The organism is Enterobacter sp. 6722112 (assembly GCF_058661685.1).
In genome coordinates this window covers 72794-89350 of record NZ_JBZWGR010000008.1, presented here as the reverse complement: position 1 = coordinate 89350, position 16557 = coordinate 72794, and the positions used below count along the sequence as shown (strand labels likewise).

18 protein-coding genes and 7 pseudogenes are annotated in these 16557 nt (G+C 55.9%); 17 read left to right on the top strand and 8 right to left on the bottom strand.

The features are described from left to right. Positions 1-136 precede the first annotated feature (136 nt). From AC4OVU_RS24495 to AC4OVU_RS24485, 3 genes and pseudogenes are all read left to right on the top strand, one after another. Complete coding sequence (locus AC4OVU_RS24495) at positions 137-484, top strand: quaternary ammonium compound efflux SMR transporter QacE delta 1 (protein ID WP_000679427.1); 348 nt, start codon at positions 137-139, stop codon at positions 482-484. After that, positions 478-1317 carry a sulfonamide-resistant dihydropteroate synthase Sul1 gene (gene sul1 / locus AC4OVU_RS24490; protein ID WP_000259031.1) on the top strand — a complete coding sequence of 280 codons (840 nt, stop codon included), beginning with the start codon at positions 478-480 and terminating at the stop codon, positions 1315-1317. Before AC4OVU_RS24495 ends, sul1 (AC4OVU_RS24490) begins: the two co-directional genes overlap by 7 nt. A gap of 127 nt (positions 1318-1444) precedes the next feature. Further along, a pseudogene (locus AC4OVU_RS24485) lies at positions 1445-1651 on the top strand (hypothetical protein); the annotation flags it as partial. Positions 1652-1898: 247 nt separating this feature from the next. Here AC4OVU_RS24485 and AC4OVU_RS24480 read toward each other — a convergent pair. Next, positions 1899-2903 (bottom strand): IS110-like element IS4321 family transposase, encoded by a 1005-nt coding sequence (locus tag AC4OVU_RS24480; protein WP_000427623.1) that lies wholly within the window; start codon positions 2901-2903, stop codon positions 1899-1901. Positions 2904-3130: 227 nt separating this feature from the next. Here AC4OVU_RS24480 and chrA point away from each other — a divergent pair, with 227 nt between their 5' ends. The 3 genes from chrA (at position 3131) to AC4OVU_RS24465 (ending at position 5643) form a co-directional block, all read left to right on the top strand. Next, entirely contained in the window at positions 3131-4336 is a 1206-nt protein-coding gene (chrA, locus tag AC4OVU_RS24475) for a chromate efflux transporter (RefSeq protein ID WP_000184001.1), read from the top strand. Between the two features lie 10 nt (positions 4337-4346). After that, the gene (locus AC4OVU_RS24470; protein WP_000130000.1) at positions 4347-4652 is read left to right on the top strand and encodes a PadR family transcriptional regulator; all 306 of its coding nucleotides are present in this window, start codon (positions 4347-4349) and stop codon (positions 4650-4652) included. A gap of 226 nt (positions 4653-4878) precedes the next feature. Continuing rightward, complete coding sequence (locus tag AC4OVU_RS24465) at positions 4879-5643, top strand: IS6-like element IS6100 family transposase (protein WP_001389365.1); 765 nt, start codon at positions 4879-4881, stop codon at positions 5641-5643. Positions 5644-6135: 492 nt separating this feature from the next. On the opposite strand, the gene mphR(A) is transcribed toward AC4OVU_RS24465, so the two are convergent. The 3 genes and pseudogenes from mphR(A) to AC4OVU_RS24450 all read right to left on the bottom strand — a co-directional run bounded on the left by mphR(A) (position 6136) and on the right by AC4OVU_RS24450 (position 7730). Then, complete coding sequence (gene mphR(A), locus AC4OVU_RS24460) at positions 6136-6720, bottom strand: macrolide-binding transcriptional repressor MphR(A) (protein WP_001137892.1); 585 nt, start codon at positions 6718-6720, stop codon at positions 6136-6138. Next, positions 6720-6971 (bottom strand): annotated as a pseudogene (locus AC4OVU_RS24455) (macrolide resistance MFS transporter Mrx(A)); the annotation flags it as partial. The pseudogene AC4OVU_RS24455 and the gene mphR(A), both read right to left, overlap by 1 nt. A 54-nt stretch (positions 6972-7025) precedes the next feature. Then, positions 7026-7730 (bottom strand): IS6-like element IS26 family transposase, encoded by a 705-nt coding sequence (locus AC4OVU_RS24450; protein ID WP_001067855.1) that lies wholly within the window; start codon positions 7728-7730, stop codon positions 7026-7028. 58 nt (positions 7731-7788) lie between these two features. Here AC4OVU_RS24450 and AC4OVU_RS24445 point away from each other — a divergent pair. Then, positions 7789-8007: pseudogene (locus AC4OVU_RS24445) on the top strand (metal-independent carbonic anhydrase family protein); the annotation flags it as partial. Positions 8008-8048: 41 nt separating this feature from the next. Here the strand turns inward: AC4OVU_RS24445 and AC4OVU_RS24440 are convergent. Both AC4OVU_RS24440 and AC4OVU_RS24435 read right to left on the bottom strand, forming a co-directional pair. Next, positions 8049-8693 carry a quinolone resistance pentapeptide repeat protein QnrB2 gene (locus AC4OVU_RS24440; RefSeq protein WP_012695489.1) on the bottom strand — a complete coding sequence of 215 codons (645 nt, stop codon included), beginning with the start codon at positions 8691-8693 and terminating at the stop codon, positions 8049-8051. A 95-nt stretch (positions 8694-8788) separates the two neighbouring features. Then, positions 8789-8995: pseudogene (locus tag AC4OVU_RS24435) on the bottom strand (helix-turn-helix domain-containing protein); the annotation flags it as partial. On the opposite strand from AC4OVU_RS24435, the pseudogene AC4OVU_RS24430 reads away from it, so the two are divergent. The 7 genes and pseudogenes from AC4OVU_RS24430 to AC4OVU_RS24400 all read left to right on the top strand — a co-directional run. Beyond that, positions 8981-9190: pseudogene (locus AC4OVU_RS24430) on the top strand (DMT family transporter); the annotation flags it as partial. The pseudogenes AC4OVU_RS24435 and AC4OVU_RS24430 sit on opposite strands and share 15 nt — an antisense overlap. Continuing rightward, positions 9184-10023, top strand: a complete 840-nt coding sequence (gene sul1 / locus AC4OVU_RS24425) for a sulfonamide-resistant dihydropteroate synthase Sul1 (RefSeq protein WP_000259031.1) — start codon at positions 9184-9186, stop codon at positions 10021-10023. The pseudogene AC4OVU_RS24430 and the gene sul1 (AC4OVU_RS24425), both read left to right, overlap by 7 nt. A 256-nt stretch (positions 10024-10279) precedes the next feature. After that, complete coding sequence (locus tag AC4OVU_RS24420) at positions 10280-10984, top strand: IS6-like element IS26 family transposase (RefSeq protein WP_001067855.1); 705 nt, start codon at positions 10280-10282, stop codon at positions 10982-10984. Positions 10985-11036: 52 nt separating this feature from the next. Next, positions 11037-11192, top strand: a pseudogene (locus AC4OVU_RS24415) (IS30 family transposase); the annotation flags it as partial. A gap of 100 nt (positions 11193-11292) precedes the next feature. Next, positions 11293-12105, top strand: a complete 813-nt coding sequence (locus AC4OVU_RS24410; RefSeq protein WP_004201164.1) for a subclass B1 metallo-beta-lactamase NDM-1 — start codon at positions 11293-11295, stop codon at positions 12103-12105. A 3-nt stretch (positions 12106-12108) separates the two neighbouring features. Further along, complete coding sequence (gene ble, locus AC4OVU_RS24405; protein WP_004201167.1) at positions 12109-12474, top strand: bleomycin binding protein Ble-MBL; 366 nt, start codon at positions 12109-12111, stop codon at positions 12472-12474. Between the two features lie 4 nt (positions 12475-12478). Continuing rightward, a complete protein-coding gene (locus AC4OVU_RS24400; protein ID WP_015058923.1) occupies positions 12479-13138 on the top strand; it encodes a phosphoribosylanthranilate isomerase in 660 nt (219 codons plus the stop codon). Here AC4OVU_RS24400 and AC4OVU_RS24395 read toward each other — a convergent pair. Then, a pseudogene (locus AC4OVU_RS24395) lies at positions 13060-13854 on the bottom strand (serine hydrolase); the annotation flags it as partial. The gene AC4OVU_RS24400 and the pseudogene AC4OVU_RS24395 overlap by 79 nt on opposite strands. 110 nt (positions 13855-13964) lie before the next feature. Here AC4OVU_RS24395 and ampR point away from each other — a divergent pair. Next, a complete protein-coding gene (gene ampR, locus AC4OVU_RS24390) occupies positions 13965-14840 on the top strand; it encodes a LysR family transcriptional regulator AmpR (protein WP_004193231.1) in 876 nt (291 codons plus the stop codon). A 3-nt stretch (positions 14841-14843) separates the two neighbouring features. Here the strand turns inward: ampR and hypA are convergent, their stop codons facing one another. Beyond that, complete coding sequence (gene hypA / locus AC4OVU_RS24385) at positions 14844-15209, bottom strand: hydrogenase maturation nickel metallochaperone HypA (RefSeq protein ID WP_025999322.1); 366 nt, start codon at positions 15207-15209, stop codon at positions 14844-14846. On the opposite strand from hypA, the gene AC4OVU_RS24380 reads away from it, so the two are divergent. Then, entirely contained in the window at positions 15102-15437 is a 336-nt protein-coding gene (locus tag AC4OVU_RS24380; protein WP_052238321.1) for a DMT family transporter, read from the top strand. The two genes, hypA and AC4OVU_RS24380, sit on opposite strands and share 108 nt — an antisense overlap. Then, positions 15431-16270 carry a sulfonamide-resistant dihydropteroate synthase Sul1 gene (gene sul1 / locus AC4OVU_RS24375; protein WP_000259031.1) on the top strand — a complete coding sequence of 280 codons (840 nt, stop codon included), beginning with the start codon at positions 15431-15433 and terminating at the stop codon, positions 16268-16270. Before AC4OVU_RS24380 ends, sul1 (AC4OVU_RS24375) begins: the two co-directional genes overlap by 7 nt. The last annotated feature ends 287 nt before the right edge of the window (positions 16271-16557 follow it).

Below are 16557 nucleotides of genomic sequence, written 5' to 3'. Positions count from 1 at the left end.
CGCCACCCTGTCGCCGTTTATGGCGGCGTTAGATGCACTAAGCACATAATTGCTCACAGCCAAACTATCAGGTCAAGTCTGCTTTTATTATTTTTAAGCGTGCATAATAAGCCCTACACAAATTGGGAGATATATCATGAAAGGCTGGCTTTTTCTTGTTATCGCAATAGTTGGCGAAGTAATCGCAACATCCGCATTAAAATCTAGCGAGGGCTTTACTAAGCTTGCCCCTTCCGCCGTTGTCATAATCGGTTATGGCATCGCATTTTATTTTCTTTCTCTGGTTCTGAAATCCATCCCTGTCGGTGTTGCTTATGCAGTCTGGTCGGGACTCGGCGTCGTCATAATTACAGCCATTGCCTGGTTGCTTCATGGGCAAAAGCTTGATGCGTGGGGCTTTGTAGGTATGGGGCTCATAATTGCTGCCTTTTTGCTCGCCCGATCCCCATCGTGGAAGTCGCTGCGGAGGCCGACGCCATGGTGACGGTGTTCGGCATTCTGAATCTCACCGAGGACTCCTTCTTCGATGAGAGCCGGCGGCTAGACCCCGCCGGCGCTGTCACCGCGGCGATCGAAATGCTGCGAGTCGGATCAGACGTCGTGGATGTCGGACCGGCCGCCAGCCATCCGGACGCGAGGCCTGTATCGCCGGCCGATGAGATCAGACGTATTGCGCCGCTCTTAGACGCCCTGTCCGATCAGATGCACCGTGTTTCAATCGACAGCTTCCAACCGGAAACCCAGCGCTATGCGCTCAAGCGCGGCGTGGGCTACCTGAACGATATCCAAGGATTTCCTGACCCTGCGCTCTATCCCGATATTGCTGAGGCGGACTGCAGGCTGGTGGTTATGCACTCAGCGCAGCGGGATGGCATCGCCACCCGCACCGGTCACCTTCGACCCGAAGACGCGCTCGACGAGATTGTGCGGTTCTTCGAGGCGCGGGTTTCCGCCTTGCGACGGAGCGGGGTCGCTGCCGACCGGCTCATCCTCGATCCGGGGATGGGATTTTTCTTGAGCCCCGCACCGGAAACATCGCTGCACGTGCTGTCGAACCTTCAAAAGCTGAAGTCGGCGTTGGGGCTTCCGCTATTGGTCTCGGTGTCGCGGAAATCCTTCTTGGGCGCCACCGTTGGCCTTCCTGTAAAGGATCTGGGTCCAGCGAGCCTTGCGGCGGAACTTCACGCGATCGGCAATGGCGCTGACTACGTCCGCACCCACGCGCCTGGAGATCTGCGAAGCGCAATCACCTTCTCGGAAACCCTCGCGAAATTTCGCAGTCGCGACGCCAGAGACCGAGGGTTAGATCATGCCTAGCATTCACCTTCCGGCCGCCCGCTAGCGGACCCTGGTCAGGTTCCGCGAAGGTGGGCGCAGACATGCTGGGCTCGTCAGGATCAAACTGCACTATGAGGCGGCGGTTCATACCGCGCCAGGGGAGCGAATGGACAGCGAGGAGCCTCCGAACGTTCGGGTCGCCTGCTCGGGTGATATCGACGAGGTTGTGCGGCTGATGCACGACGCTGCGGCGTGGATGTCCGCCAAGGGAACGCCCGCCTGGGACGTCGCGCGGATCGACCGGACATTCGCGGAGACCTTCGTCCTGAGATCCGAGCTCCTAGGGATCGCCTCAGAAAACGGAATCTATGGTCACTCCCGTTTTTGCAACACCGATTTTGACGACAAGTTGGCTTGCTTGAATCTATCCGGCGTCTGAATGGGATTTTATTCCCGCGCCTTGATGAGTTCCGCGCCTGATGAACCTCCAGAAAATATACGGCTTCAATGAGCCTTTCCGTTTTACAGGTTCCTCAACAGGCCGGTGGGCCGTTAGTATCATCAATATCAGTATTCGCAAAACCAGATCAGTAATTCTTTAAACCGGTGTATTTCTGCCGTTATGCTACATAAGTTTGCTGTCGTGCCGTTAGGGCCCAGGCTATTCTGGCCAGCTTGTTTGCCAGAGCACAAGTGACGACAAAGTTGCTTTTCCGGCACAGTAAATCCCTGACCCAATCGGCCAATTTGCCAGACTGGTGTTCCAGTTTTTGTATGAATACCCTGGCACATTGAACCAACAAAGTTCGGATCTTTTTATTACCTCGCTTACTAATTCCCAGCAATGTCGTCCTACCTCCCGTGCTGTACTGCCGAGGTACAAGCCCTGTTGCCGCCGCAAAGTCACGGCTGCTGGCGTACTGCTTCCCGTCGCCAATCTCAGTTGAAATAGTACTCGCTGTCAGTGTTCCGACGCAGGGAATGCTCAGCAAGCGCTGTCCAACCTCATCTTCGTCCAACTTTCGTTTCAACTGGGATTCCAAATCTTTAATCTGCTCAACAAGATAGTGATAATGCTGTTGTAATTTCAGCAATAACTGGCTGAGGTAAAGAGGCAAACTATTATCCTCAAGAATGGTACTCAGTCGGCTAATAACGGCAGCTCCTCGGGGAACGCTAATGCCAAATTCCAGCAGAAAAGCATGCATTTGATTGGTTGTTTTTACCTTATCCTGAACCAGGGATTCACGGACACGATGCAGAGCCCGCATTGCCTGCTGAGATTCCGTTCTGGGCTGCACAAAACGCATAGACGGACGCGATGCAGCTTCACAAATAGCTTCGGCGTCGACAAAGTCGTTTTTATTGCTTTTAACGAACGGGCGGACAAATTGTGGTGATATCAGCTTTGGGGAATGCCCCAACTCTTCCAACTTGCGTGCCATAAAGTGAGAACCGCCACAGGCTTCCATTGCGATGGTTGTAGCGGGGCATGTCGCCAAAAATTCGATCAACTTTGGCCGGGTAAATTTTTTACGGTAAACAGCCTTCCCGCGACGATCCTGGCAATGAATATGGAAAGAGTTTTTACCCAGATCGATACCAATGAGCGCAATGTTTTCCATGATAGTTCTCCGAATGAAAGCCTGTCCTCAGCATAGTACCGGGAAGGAGGGAGTGACCATCTCATTAAATAAAGCACGCTAAGCCGTAAGTAAGCGTGCTCCTGTGAAAGCCACAGCTAAAACTGCGTAGTACACATAGAGGTATTTTTTTCTAGATTTATATCGAATTTCGTTATCGAATTTCGCTTATTATTGATCAACTCGTTGCAGATCATGAAGGCGAAAGTATGACGAATAACCCTACCGATGACAGCAGACCATGGTCGGTCTTTCTTATTTTTCTGCGGCTTGGATTGACATCTTTTGGCGGCCCCATTGCGCACTTGGGCTACTTCCGCGCCGAATTTGTCACACGGCGGCGCTGGCTCTCCGAACGGAGCTATGCTGACTTGGTCGCGCTTTGTCAGTTCTTGCCAGGGCCTGCAAGCAGCCAGGTCGGCATAGCGGTAGGACTGTCTCGGGCTGGATACAGCGGGGCGCTGGCTGCTTGGGCTGGCTTCACGCTGCCGTCTGCCATAGCCTTGATCCTTTTTGCGCTCGGCATCTCCAGCTATGGCGATTACGTCTCGCAGGGCGCGTTGCATGGCTTAAAAGTGGTGGCTGTGGCCGTGGTCGCTCAAGCAGTATGGGGCATGGCGCGTAACCTATGCACGGATGGGCTGCGAGTCACCATCATGGCAATTGCTACCTGCGTCGTTTTACTTGTGCCGTCCGCGTGGGGACAGGTTGGCGTGATTGCTATCGCAGGCATCGCAGGCCGGTTATTGTTCAAGCCAGCGAAAGTTGTTGAGCATGACCCCCTACCTATCACGGTCAGTCACCGGGCCGGCGTGCTTTGGCTCTCGCTGTTCTTTGTCTTGCTGATTGGCCTGCCGGTGTTGGCCGAACTGATGCCAAGTCAAACCATGGCAATGGTGGATTCCTTCTATCGTGTCGGATCACTGGTGTTCGGCGGTGGTCACGTTGTGCTGCCATTACTGCAAGCCGAAGTGGTGCCCTCCGGCTGGGTCAACAATGAATCCTTTCTCGCGGGGTACGGGGCAGCTCAAGCGGTGCCCGGCCCTTTGTTCACGTTCGCCGCGTTTCTTGGTGCCTCGATGAACACCGCCCCGTCGGGCTGGATCGGCGGCATTGTGTGTCTGCTGGCTATCTTCGCGCCCTCGTTCTTGCTGGTCGTCGGATCAATGCCATTTTGGGAGCGTTTGCGCCGCAATACAGGCATCCAAGCTGCGCTGGCCGGGATCAATGCCGCTGTAGTCGGCTTGCTGCTGGCCGCGCTGTATCAGCCTGTATGGACTAGCGCCATCTTTCAGCCGCAAGACTTCGGCTTGGCATTAGTTGCCCTTGTCGCACTTATGTTCTGGAAGCTCCCGCCGTGGCTGGTTGTCCTCGGTAGCGGTGCAGCTGGGTGGCTGTTGAGCGTCGCTCTGTGAGGCACAAAAAATGACTGACAAAGACCTCTACGGCGGTTTGATCCGCCTGCACATCCTTCACCATGCAGCCGAGGAACCTGTCTTTGGGCTGGGGATCATCGAAGAGCTACGCCGACACGGCTACGAGATGAGCGCTGGCACCGTGTACCCGATGCTGCACGGCCTGGAAAAAAAAGGCTATCTGACCTCACGCCACGAACGCACCGGGCGACGTGAACGGCGTGTTTATGACATCACTGAACAAGGCAGAACTGCACTTGCTGATGCGAAAACAAAGGTCAAGGAGCTGTTCGGAGAGTTGGTAGAAGGTGGTTGAGTTTTTGCTTCTATGTCAGGTTGAGCTATACCCTAACTGGATTGTCATTTTCAGAAGACGACTGCACCAGTTGATTGGGCGTAATGGCTGTTGTGCAGCCAGCTCCTGACAGTTCAATATCAGAAGTGATCTGCACCAATCTCGACTATGCTCAATACTCGTGTGGGCTCTGTTGCAAAAATCGTGAAGCTTGAGCATGCTTGGCGGAGATTGGACGGACGGAACGATGACGGATTTCAAGTGGCGCCATTTCCAGGGTGATGTGATCCTGTGGGCGGTGCGCTGGTATTGTCGCTATCCGATCAGCTATCGCGACCTTGAGGAAATGCTGGCGGAACGCGGCATTTCGGTCGACCATACGACGATCTATCGCTGGGTCCAGTGCTACGCCCCGGAGATGGAGAAGCGGCTGCGCTGGTTCTGGCGGCGTGGCTTTGATCCGAGCTGGCGCCTGGATGAAACCTACGTCAAGGTGCGGGGCAAGTGGACCTACCTGTACCGGGCAGTCGACAAGCGGGGCGACACGATCGATTTCTACCTGTCGCCGACCCGCAGCGCCAAGGCAGCGAAGCGGTTCCTGGGCAAGGCCCTGCGAGGCCTGAAGCACTGGGAAAAGCCTGCCACGCTCAATACCGACAAAGCGCCGAGCTATGGTGCAGCGATCACCGAATTGAAGCGCGAAGGAAAGCTGGACCGGGAGACGGCCCACCGGCAGGTGAAGTATCTCAATAACGTGATCGAGGCCGATCACGGAAAGCTCAAGATACTGATCAAGCCGGTGCGCGGTTTCAAATCGATCCCCACGGCCTATGCCACGATCAAGGGATTCGAAGTCATGCGAGCCCTGCGCAAAGGACAGGCTCGCCCCTGGTGCCTGCAGCCCGGCATCAGGGGCGAGGTGCGCCTTGTGGAGAGAGCTTTTGGCATTGGGCCCTCGGCGCTGACGGAGGCCATGGGCATGCTCAACCACCATTTCGCAGCAGCCGCCTGATCGGCGCAGAGCGACAGCCTACCTCTGACTGCCGCCAATCTTTGCAACAGAGCCCGCCGTGCTAGTCTGCTCGGTGATGGTGGAGTGAAGCCAACCCGCAATCGGGTTATGAATCTGCATCGCGATTCGCAATCAGCTGTCTCTTGAGCATGTCGAACTCCTGCGATGTTATCTCGCCGTGCTCGTGCTGCTACACCAACTTGTCCAACTCATCCGCCACACCGCTCCCCACCACCTGCGATGGCCAGGTTGTTTGCTGGGCGCATTGGCGGAGTATCGTCTCGACCCGGGACACCCACACCGGCACAACCTTACGGGAGTGATTCACTGTCAAAGAATCGGCCCGGTGCTCTGACGCAAGTATCGGGATGGTCACCATTTGTAAGCCGTAGACCTGAGTGGTGATCAAGACTTCGATACCACCGACCGTACCGGTACTAATCGACGACGGTCGTGTTCGTCGCCTGCCGCAGGGACTCTGCACACCTCCGTTTACGCATGTGCCTGGAGGAGTTGGAAATCGTCGTGTTCGGGAAACATTAAACACAGGATGGCAGCGATCTGAGCCAGCACATGATCAGCTAGCTCACCATCCGGATCGACGGCCCACTGCATCGTCGCGCCAGCGATGACCGAGTGCAGGAGCAACTCAGCTGCCGCAGGAGCACCTGGGGGCAGTCGCTTGCGGATCCCCTCCACCACCGCGCGGTTCCGCTGGATCGCAAGCGTGCGTAGCTCCGGCACCTGGAGCTCGTACCAGGAGATGAGATAGTTCACCGAGAAGTCGTTGCGAGTGTTCATGCTCCGAACGAGCACCTGCAAAAATTCCCAGAGCCCTTGCGGCCCTGCGCCTATCGGTATCGCATTCAGGTAATGCCGCACCTGCTCGACGCCGCGCTCCATCATCCTCACCAGCAGCGTATCGCGGTTGGTGAAGCGCTGGATTAACGCTGCGCGGGAGAGCCCCACCTCCTTTGCTACTCCGCTGAGCGTGAACTCTATGGGACCGCAACGCTTCAGCACTACGGTGGCGGCCTCGAGTACCTCGTCATCGGACTTGAGCTTGGGGCGGGGCATCAGTGTTCACCTTCTGTATGGGTTGGGGCGGAGGCTGTGGCTGCCGCCGCCATTGTAGCAAATTGAAGACGGAGCGAGAGTAGAGCCACGAGCCCCGCAAACACGGCCGATACAACGAGGCCAGGGAGCGGACCAGCAAGGTCGACAAACGCGCCGGCCGCAAGCATAACCATGGGCGAGGCTGACAGCATCACCGCCGAGACCGTGCCGAGTACCCGGCCGAGAAGTTCTGGCGGCGTGCGGTTGTAGATGGGGCACTGTTGCAAAGTTAGCGATGAGGCAGCCTTTTGTCTTATTCAAAGGCCTTACATTTCAAAAACTCTGCTTACCAGGCGCATTTCGCCCAGGGGATCACCATAATAAAATGCTGAGGCCTGGCCTTTGCGTAGTGCACGCATCACCTCAATACCTTTGATGGTGGCGTAAGCCGTCTTCATGGATTTAAATCCCAGCGTGGCGCCGATTATCCGTTTCAGTTTGCCATGATCGCATTCAATCACGTTGTTCCGGTACTTAATCTGTCGGTGTTCAACGTCAGACGGGCACCGGCCTTCGCGTTTGAGCAGAGCAAGCGCGCGACCATAGGCGGGCGCTTTATCCGTGTTGATGAATCGCGGGATCTGCCACTTCTTCACGTTGTTGAGGATTTTACCCAGAAACCGGTATGCAGCTTTGCTGTTACGACGGGAGGAGAGATAAAAATCGACAGTGCGGCCCCGGCTGTCGACGGCCCGGTACAGATACGCCCAGCGGCCATTGACCTTCACGTAGGTTTCATCCATGTGCCACGGGCAAAGATCGGAAGGGTTACGCCAGTACCAGCGCAGCCGTTTTTCCATTTCAGGCGCATAACGCTGAACCCAGCGGTAAATCGTGGAGTGATCGACATTCACTCCGCGTTCAGCCAGCATCTCCTGCAGCTCACGGTAACTGATGCCGTATTTGCAGTACCAGCGTACGGCCCACAGAATGATGTCACGCTGAAAATGCCGGCCTTTGAATGGGTTCATGTGCAGCTCCATCAGCAAAAGGGGATGATAAGTTTATCACCACCGACTATTTGCAACAGTGCCTTATTTCGAGCATTTTCTTGCGAAAAAGCCGACCGGGAAAATTGACATGCGTACCATTCGCCTGGGGTGTAATAAGGCGATAGACACCGGTACCTACACATTTACCTTCGCGGACAAATCAACGGTTTCAGCCCGCTACACATTCACTTATGCATGGGACGGTAAAGAGTGGAAAATTTCCACACACCACTCTTCAGCGATGCCTGAAGGGTAAAAAGCTGTGCAGGGGGCGGAATATTCACCGCTCCCTGAAGACTAGCCAATAATCGCGATGCCAAGACGTTCCATGAGCAACGATGCCTGGTAGTTGTCCAACTTAACGCCTTGTAAATCAACGCGCCGAATATCTAAGTCACCCAACTCCGAATTGGTCAGATCGCAATGTGTGAAGTTTGCTGCTCGCCAGTCGAAAGTCGAAAACTCGCCGCCGGAGAGATCTGAACCACTGAACGTCGCGCCCAGTACCTGGGCCCCCATCCAACGGTTTTCCCACAGCTCACACTTTTCCAACACGACTTTCGAAAAATTGGCGTAGCTTAGATTTGTGTTAGTGATATATGCACTGCAAAACCAGGTGCGAGTAGTGATCATATTCATAAAACTTGCGCCGCGAAAATCTGCGCCTTGCGCACGACAGTGGCGAATTTCAATGCCAAGCGCACTGGCATTGCGAAAATCCGCCATGGATAAATCACAGCTTTTAAAAATGGCATCTTTCAGCATCGCACGACTAAAATTGCACCCTTTCTGGCTTTCACGATCATAGAACTGACAGCCGATAAATTCAGTGCCGCTCAGGTCGGCACCTGAAAAATCACAGTTAAAAAATGTACTATTTTCAATTTTCTCACCGGTGAAGCGGTTTCTGTTAATTTTTTCGCCAACGAGTGCCAGAGCCATATTTTGTGCCTGTTTTTTTATACAGTAATGGCGTCATGGTAAACCCTGATGAGGTTATGCGTCAAATCCGCCAATATAACATCTGCAAATGTGCGTTAAATCTGGTGTTTTTTCAGCAAAGCGCGAAGCTGATGGTAAGTCAGACCCAGTAATTCAGCGGCTTTTTTCTGGTTAAATTTTGCCTGCTGTAAGCTGGTTTGTAGAAAGTCTTTCTCTTGCTGCTGCTGGAATTCACGCAGATCCAGCGGTAACCCTACAGACATCGGTTTAGTTTCCGGCGCCTGCGGCTGCGTCTGGTTCTGAAATCCATCCCTGTCGGTGTTGCTTATGCAGTCTGGTCGGGACTCGGCGTCGTCATAATTACAGCCATTGCCTGGTTGCTTCATGGGCAAAAGCTTGATGCGTGGGGCTTTGTAGGTATGGGGCTCATAATTGCTGCCTTTTTGCTCGCCCGATCCCCATCGTGGAAGTCGCTGCGGAGGCCGACGCCATGGTGACGGTGTTCGGCATTCTGAATCTCACCGAGGACTCCTTCTTCGATGAGAGCCGGCGGCTAGACCCCGCCGGCGCTGTCACCGCGGCGATCGAAATGCTGCGAGTCGGATCAGACGTCGTGGATGTCGGACCGGCCGCCAGCCATCCGGACGCGAGGCCTGTATCGCCGGCCGATGAGATCAGACGTATTGCGCCGCTCTTAGACGCCCTGTCCGATCAGATGCACCGTGTTTCAATCGACAGCTTCCAACCGGAAACCCAGCGCTATGCGCTCAAGCGCGGCGTGGGCTACCTGAACGATATCCAAGGATTTCCTGACCCTGCGCTCTATCCCGATATTGCTGAGGCGGACTGCAGGCTGGTGGTTATGCACTCAGCGCAGCGGGATGGCATCGCCACCCGCACCGGTCACCTTCGACCCGAAGACGCGCTCGACGAGATTGTGCGGTTCTTCGAGGCGCGGGTTTCCGCCTTGCGACGGAGCGGGGTCGCTGCCGACCGGCTCATCCTCGATCCGGGGATGGGATTTTTCTTGAGCCCCGCACCGGAAACATCGCTGCACGTGCTGTCGAACCTTCAAAAGCTGAAGTCGGCGTTGGGGCTTCCGCTATTGGTCTCGGTGTCGCGGAAATCCTTCTTGGGCGCCACCGTTGGCCTTCCTGTAAAGGATCTGGGTCCAGCGAGCCTTGCGGCGGAACTTCACGCGATCGGCAATGGCGCTGACTACGTCCGCACCCACGCGCCTGGAGATCTGCGAAGCGCAATCACCTTCTCGGAAACCCTCGCGAAATTTCGCAGTCGCGACGCCAGAGACCGAGGGTTAGATCATGCCTAGCATTCACCTTCCGGCCGCCCGCTAAATATCTCCTTTTGGGTTGTTAATAAAACATCCAATAAGTTGACTGTGCGTGAAAAAGAAAGTTTTGTGTGATGGCGTTGAAGATCGCACCGTTAAGCTCTTATGTGGGATGGTGCAGAGCTCGACGACTACCGATAAAACGCAACCGCCGCAAACAGACAAGAAAAAGGGCACTGTTGCAAATAGTCGGTGGTGATAAACTTATCATCCCCTTTTGCTGATGGAGCTGCACATGAACCCATTCAAAGGCCGGCATTTTCAGCGTGACATCATTCTGTGGGCCGTACGCTGGTACTGCAAATACGGCATCAGTTACCGTGAGCTGCAGGAGATGCTGGCTGAACGCGGAGTGAATGTCGATCACTCCACGATTTACCGCTGGGTTCAGCGTTATGCGCCTGAAATGGAAAAACGGCTGCGCTGGTACTGGCGTAACCCTTCCGATCTTTGCCCGTGGCACATGGATGAAACCTACGTGAAGGTCAATGGCCGCTGGGCGTATCTGTACCGGGCCGTCGACAGCCGGGGCCGCACTGTCGATTTTTATCTCTCCTCCCGTCGTAACAGCAAAGCTGCATACCGGTTTCTGGGTAAAATCCTCAACAACGTGAAGAAGTGGCAGATCCCGCGATTCATCAACACGGATAAAGCGCCCGCCTATGGTCGCGCGCTTGCTCTGCTCAAACGCGAAGGCCGGTGCCCGTCTGACGTTGAACACCGACAGATTAAGTACCGGAACAACGTGATTGAATGCGATCATGGCAAACTGAAACGGATAATCGGCGCCACGCTGGGATTTAAATCCATGAAGACGGCTTACGCCACCATCAAAGGTATTGAGGTGATGCGTGCACTACGCAAAGGCCAGGCCTCAGCATTTTATTATGGTGATCCCCTGGGCGAAATGCGCCTGGTAAGCAGAGTTTTTGAAATGTAAGGCCTTTGAATAAGACAAAAGGCTGCCTCATCGCTAACTTTGCAACAGTGCCGATTTAAATCAGGCAGATCAGCATTATTTAAATCAAGTTGCCATGTCACTGAATACTCGTCCTAGAAAGGCGTTAGATTGGCTTACACCATTAGAGAAATTTGCTCAGCTTGTTGATTATCATATGGCTTTTGAAACTGTCGCACCTCATGTTTGAATTCGCCCCATATTTTTGCTACAGTGAACCAAATTAAGATCATCTATTTACTAGGCCTCGCATTTGCGGGGTTTTTAATGCTGAATAAAAGGAAAACTTGATGGAATTGCCCAATATTATGCACCCGGTCGCGAAGCTGAGCACCGCATTAGCCGCTGCATTGATGCTGAGCGGGTGCATGCCCGGTGAAATCCGCCCGACGATTGGCCAGCAAATGGAAACTGGCGACCAACGGTTTGGCGATCTGGTTTTCCGCCAGCTCGCACCGAATGTCTGGCAGCACACTTCCTATCTCGACATGCCGGGTTTCGGGGCAGTCGCTTCCAACGGTTTGATCGTCAGGGATGGCGGCCGCGTGCTGGTGGTCGATACCGCCTGGACCGATGACCAGACCGCCCAGATCCTCAACTGGATCAAGCAGGAGATCAACCTGCCGGTCGCGCTGGCGGTGGTGACTCACGCGCATCAGGACAAGATGGGCGGTATGGACGCGCTGCATGCGGCGGGGATTGCGACTTATGCCAATGCGTTGTCGAACCAGCTTGCCCCGCAAGAGGGGATGGTTGCGGCGCAACACAGCCTGACTTTCGCCGCCAATGGCTGGGTCGAACCAGCAACCGCGCCCAACTTTGGCCCGCTCAAGGTATTTTACCCCGGCCCCGGCCACACCAGTGACAATATCACCGTTGGGATCGACGGCACCGACATCGCTTTTGGTGGCTGCCTGATCAAGGACAGCAAGGCCAAGTCGCTCGGCAATCTCGGTGATGCCGACACTGAGCACTACGCCGCGTCAGCGCGCGCGTTTGGTGCGGCGTTCCCCAAGGCCAGCATGATCGTGATGAGCCATTCCGCCCCCGATAGCCGCGCCGCAATCACTCATACGGCCCGCATGGCCGACAAGCTGCGCTGAGCCATGGCTGACCACGTCACCCCCAATCTGCCATCGCGCGATTTCGATGTGACAGAGGCGTTTTATGCGAAGCTGGGCTTTGCGACGAGTTGGAAGGATCGCGGCTGGATGATCCTGCAGCGCGGCGGTTTGCAGCTCGAATTCTTCCCCTATCCTGACCTCGACCCAGCTACGAGCTCGTTCGGCTGTTGCCTGCGGTTGGATGATCTCGATGCCATGGTGGCATTGGTGAACGCGGCGGGAGCCGAGGAAAAAAGCACCGGCTGGCCGCGCTTCAAAGCTCCGCAACTGGAGGCGAGCGGCCTGAGGATCGGCTACCTGATCGATCCCGACTGCACGCTGGTGCGGCTGATCCAGAACCCCGACTGACCGCATGCCCGCGAAAATCAAGATTTGCGGGATCAGCACACCCGAGGCGCTCGATGCGACCATCGCGGCGCGGGCGGACTATGCCGGGTTGGTGTTCTATCCAGCGTCGCCCCGTGCGGTTACGTCGAATGTCGCGGGCGCTTTGACATCGCGCGCAGCTGGCCAGATCGCCATGGTCGGTTTGTTCGTCGATGCGGATGATGCTGTCATCGCCGACGCACTGGTGGCAGCCAAGCTGAACGCGCTGCAGCTGCACGGTTCGGAATCGCCCGAACGCGTGGCCCAGTTGCGCGCGCGGTTTGGCAAGCCGGTGTGGAAGGCGCTGCCCGTCGCCAGCGCCAGCGATGTCGCACGCGCCGCAGCCTATGCCGGGGCGGCGGACTTGATCTTGTTCGACGCCAAGACCCCCAAAGGCGCGCTGCCCGGCGGCATGGGGTTGGCGTTCGACTGGTCGCTGCTGGCCGGATATCGCGGTGCCTTGCCGTGGGGGCTGGCAGGCGGGCTAAATCCGACGAATGTTGCCGAGGCGATTGCGCGCACCGGAGCGCCGCTGGTCGATACCTCCAGCGGCGTCGAAAGCGCGCCCGCATTACCGGCCCGTGACGGCTCCATATTCATTTCCGCCCAGCGCAGCATATCTTTTGAGGCGGATTTCACGCCGTAAGATTCCGCATCAAGCTGTCCCGGCGACACGCGGACCGGTTTTTTGTTTTTATAACCGTACGCATACTGGCTTTGCGCACTTTCCGGCACAGTAATAAAGGTGTGAGATAACCCCAGCGGTGCCAGGATCCGTGCAGTCAGCAACTGCTCATACGGCATCCCCGCCGCGTTTGCGGTCAGAGCACCAAACAGGCCGATACTGCTGTTTGCATACAGACGCATATCGCCCGGTTTCCGGGACGGCTGCCACTGCTGATAGAAATTCAGCAGATCCGCACGGCTTTTTACCGCATCCGGCACCTGTAACGGCAGTCCGCCTGCGGTATAGGTAGCCAGATCCAGCAATGTGATCCCCTTCCACTGCGGCAGAGCCAGCTCCGGCTGGTATTTTGCCGCCGGATCATTCAGCGCCATCTCTTTTTTCGCCACAGAAACCGCACCCAGCACACCTGTGAAAGTTTTACTTACAGATCCGAGCTCAAATAGTGTATTTTCAGTGACCGGCTGTTTTGCCTGAATATCGGCAAAACCATAATTGAAATAATAGGGCTTACCCTTTACGGAGACGGCAACCGCCATCCCGGGAATATCCTGCTGTGCCATCAGCGGTTTAATGGTGCTGTCCACCACCGCCGCGACATTATCAGCGGCAGAAAACCCCGGGGCGGAAAACGCCAGCAGAGCGGAAATCAGTGTTGCAGATAACGATTTTTTCATCAGAATTAACCTTCCGTGTGTGAGTAACGGCGGCAAGTATCGTCAGATTCACCGGACAGAACAAACGGTTATTTATAACAAGAGCCTAAAGAAAAACTTACAGGTGGATTATGGTCAGACGTTATCTCCCCCTTAACCCGCTGCGCGCCTTTGAGGCCGCCGCCCGTCATCTCAGTTTTACCCGCGCGGCGATTGAGCTGAATGTCACCCATGCCGCCGTCAGCCAGCAGGTCAGGGCGCTGGAAGAACAACTCGGCTGTGTGCTGTTTACCCGCGTCTCGCGCGGGCTGGTGCTGACCCATGAAGGTGAGGGATTACTGCCGGTGCTCAATGAGGCGTTTGACCGGATTGCGGATACTCTGGAGTGTTTTTCTCACGGGCAGTTCCGTGAGCGGGTGAAAGTCGGTGCGGTGGGAACATTTGCCGCAGGCTGGCTGCTGCCGCGTCTGGCCGGATTCTATGACAGCCATCCGCATATTGATCTGCATATCTCCACCCATAACAATCATGTGGACCCGGCGGCGGAAGGGCATGATTATACGATCCGTTTCGGTAACGGCGCGTGGCATGAGTCAGATGCGGAACTGATTTTCAGTGCACCACACGCTCCGCTGTGCTCACCGGCCATTGCAGAACAGTTACAGCAGCCGGATGATGTTCACCGCTTTACCCTGCTGCGCTCATTCCGCCGGGATGAATGGAGCCGCTGGCTGGATTGTGCGGGCGGCACACCGCCTTCCCCGTCACAGCCGGTAATGGTGTTCGATACCTCACTGGCCATGGCCGAGGCGGCACAACTGGGTGCCGGGGTAGCGATCGCACCGGTATGTATGTTCAGCCGCCTGTTACAGTCAGGCGCACTGGTACAGCCGTTTGCCGCAGAAATCACCCTCGGCGGCTACTGGCTGACGCGGTTACAGTCCCGTACGGAAACCCCGGCCATGCAGCAATTCGCCCGCTGGCTGCTGAATACGGCGGCGGCGTAAAACTCACTCACCTTCCAGGCTTTTTACCCGCAAATCATCACCTTCACTGATGCGCAGCCGTTCACTGCCGCAGTGCGGACAGCATCCGGCGTGCTGCATGATTTCGGCCTCACGGCTGCAATCCCAGCACCATGCCTGTGCCGGGATAACATCAATATGCAGTGTGCAGCCCTGCGCCACGGTATCACGGCAGGCGATATCAAAACAGAAATGCAGTGCACTCTCCTCAACATCCGCCAGTGCGCCGACTTCCAGCCAGACATCCGTTACCCGCGCAATGCCGTGCTGTTCAGCCTGTTCGCGGATAATGTCCGCCGCACCGAGGGCTTTACTAAGCTTGCCCCTTCCGCCGTTGTCATAATCGGTTATGGCATCGCATTTTATTTTCTTTCTCTGGTTCTGAAATCCATCCCTGTCGGTGTTGCTTATGCAGTCTGGTCGGGACTCGGCGTCGTCATAATTACAGCCATTGCCTGGTTGCTTCATGGGCAAAAGCTTGATGCGTGGGGCTTTGTAGGTATGGGGCTCATAATTGCTGCCTTTTTGCTCGCCCGATCCCCATCGTGGAAGTCGCTGCGGAGGCCGACGCCATGGTGACGGTGTTCGGCATTCTGAATCTCACCGAGGACTCCTTCTTCGATGAGAGCCGGCGGCTAGACCCCGCCGGCGCTGTCACCGCGGCGATCGAAATGCTGCGAGTCGGATCAGACGTCGTGGATGTCGGACCGGCCGCCAGCCATCCGGACGCGAGGCCTGTATCGCCGGCCGATGAGATCAGACGTATTGCGCCGCTCTTAGACGCCCTGTCCGATCAGATGCACCGTGTTTCAATCGACAGCTTCCAACCGGAAACCCAGCGCTATGCGCTCAAGCGCGGCGTGGGCTACCTGAACGATATCCAAGGATTTCCTGACCCTGCGCTCTATCCCGATATTGCTGAGGCGGACTGCAGGCTGGTGGTTATGCACTCAGCGCAGCGGGATGGCATCGCCACCCGCACCGGTCACCTTCGACCCGAAGACGCGCTCGACGAGATTGTGCGGTTCTTCGAGGCGCGGGTTTCCGCCTTGCGACGGAGCGGGGTCGCTGCCGACCGGCTCATCCTCGATCCGGGGATGGGATTTTTCTTGAGCCCCGCACCGGAAACATCGCTGCACGTGCTGTCGAACCTTCAAAAGCTGAAGTCGGCGTTGGGGCTTCCGCTATTGGTCTCGGTGTCGCGGAAATCCTTCTTGGGCGCCACCGTTGGCCTTCCTGTAAAGGATCTGGGTCCAGCGAGCCTTGCGGCGGAACTTCACGCGATCGGCAATGGCGCTGACTACGTCCGCACCCACGCGCCTGGAGATCTGCGAAGCGCAATCACCTTCTCGGAAACCCTCGCGAAATTTCGCAGTCGCGACGCCAGAGACCGAGGGTTAGATCATGCCTAGCATTCACCTTCCGGCCGCCCGCTAAATATCTCCTTTTGGGTTGTTAATAAAACATCCAATAAGTTGACTGTGCGTGAAAAAGAAAGTTTTGTGTGATGGCGTTGAAGATCGCACCGTTAAGCTCTTATGTGGGATGGTGCAGAGCTCGACGACTACCGATAAAACGCAACCGCCGCAAACAGACAAGAAAAAGCCCCAACTGATAACAGTTGGGGCTTCAGTATTGTGATTGGTGGAGCAATAGCACCCTGAACCCAAAACCTTCTCGCTCAACCGGTAGTGGCTGA